1 pseudogene is annotated in these 1,996 nt (G+C 73.0%); it reads right to left on the bottom strand.

Annotated features, from left to right (window positions below):
- Positions 1-1,996: pseudogene (locus VK92_RS37630) on the bottom strand (translocation/assembly module TamB domain-containing protein); the annotation flags it as partial.

Below are 1,996 nucleotides of genomic sequence, written 5' to 3'. Positions count from 1 at the left end.
CGGTTCGCACCGGTGGCCGCTGGCCCGTCAGCTCCTGGCGGACCTCGAGGAAACGCGCGACCGACACGCCGCTCACGGAGCCCGCCGAGCGCATCTGGCCGTGATCGAACACGAACGACTTCAGGTCGATCGCCGCGCCCTCAAGCGTGAGCCGCGTCGCGCCGAGCGTCACGCGGCCGGCACCGGCCGATACGGTCAGCGGCGCCTGCAGCGCGACGCTCGGCGTGCCGCGGTTCGCGAGCCGCGTCACGGTACCGTCCCAGCGCATCCCGTCGCGGCTCTCGACCACGCCGCCGTTCGCCGCGAGCGTCATGTCGATCACGCGGCCGCCGGCCGTCCCGAGCGCCGACGCGTCGAGCGTGTGCTTCGCGCGCGTGCCGTCGAGGTTCGCGCGCAGCGATTTCAGCGTCAGCGAGCCGAGCGCGAGGTCGGTCGCGTCGGCCGTGAACACGAGGGCGCCGTGCGCGCCGTCGCGGATGTCCGCGCGGCCCTGCGCGGCACCGATCCGGTTCGAGCCGACGACGACGTGCTCGGCCTTGTAGGTGGCCGTCACGTTCGGGTGCGCGAAGCTGCCGGTCAGGTCGCCCTGCGCCTGCACGAGCCCTTCCACGCCGAAGCCGAGCCGGTCGAGCTGCGGCGCGTCGACGACGAAGCGCAGCCGGTCGCCGGGTGCCCCGAAGCTGCCGCGCAGGTCGACATGATTGCCCGCGATCGACAGGTTCGCGTTGCTCGGCAGGATCCGCGAGCCGGCGAGCTGCACGACGCCGGCGCCGGTCAGCGGCACGCCGTCGTACAGGCTGTCGCCGAGCTTGAAGGTCGCCTTCGTCGACACCTGCGGCGCGAACGCGCCCGACGCCGTCAGCGTGCCCGACACGCGCGTCTCGCCGCGCCTGGGCGGCACCTTGGCCGCCTTGGCGGGCGCCTTGCCGCCGCCGGCCTTCGGCGCGCTCTGCGCGGCGAGCAGCAGCGGATCGAACGCGGTCAGCGTCGCCTTCGCGTCGTAGCTCGAATGCGCATCGTGGCGGAACACGCCCGTCAGGTCGATGCGGCCCTTGCCCGCCGTCACGCGCGCGTCGGTCAGCACGGTCTGCTGCGGCGTCAGCGCAACCTTCGCGCGTGCGCCGAGCGCGAGCTTCGGATCGTTCAGGTTGAAGTCGACGGTCGTCACGTCGCCCGCGAGCGTCACGCCGAGCGGGCCGCCCAGGCGCATCGGCCGCAGCTCGGCGACGAAGGCGTTCAGGTCGAGGTTCGCGACCTTCAGGTCGAAGCGGCCCTTGCCGCCCGTCAGCGTGCCGTTGCCCGTCACGCTGCCGTCGCGGATCAGCTTCAGCGCAAGCGCGTCGATCCGCTGCGCGTGCGCGTCGAGATGCACGTTCGCGTGCGCGTCGATCACCGGCAACAGGTGGTCGCCGAGCGTGCCGGGCTTCGCGTTGACGATCGACACCGGGCCCGTCACCGCGAACCCCTTTGCGGGCGCCGAGCCGGCCGGCGCGGTCACGGGTGCGAGTTCAGCGCGCACCGCGAGATCGGCGGCAGGCGCACCGGGCGCGAGCGCCTGCGGGTTCACGTGATCGAACGCGAGCGACGCGCGCGTGAGCGGCACCGCGCCGAACGGCGCGGCCTCGACGTGCGCGCGCCCGTTCAGCTTCATCCCGCTCGCGTCGACTTCGGCGACGAGCGCCTCGAGCGAGCCCGACACGCGAGCGCGCGCATCGACCGGCTCGTCGGACAGCTTGCCCGCGTAAGTGGCCTCCCCCGTCAGCGCAAACGGCTTCACGCCGTCGAGTTTCGCGCGCGCAGTCAGCGCGCCGTACGGCGTATCGACGCCGTCGAGCACGAGTTCATGGTGACGACCGTCGCTGCGGCCGTTCAGCGCGAGATGGTCGAGCTGCGTCGTCGAGCCGCCGTCGTGGATCGCCAGGCGATCGACGCGCAGGTCGTCGATCCGCAACTGCAGCGGCAGGCTCAGGTCCTGCGGCGTCGTACTCGGCGTCGA

This window comes from Burkholderia sp. LK4 (assembly GCF_001043615.1).
Classification (GTDB): Bacteria; Pseudomonadota; Gammaproteobacteria; order Burkholderiales; family Burkholderiaceae; genus Burkholderia; species Burkholderia cepacia.
This window is presented reverse-complemented; position numbering and strand designations above follow the sequence as displayed.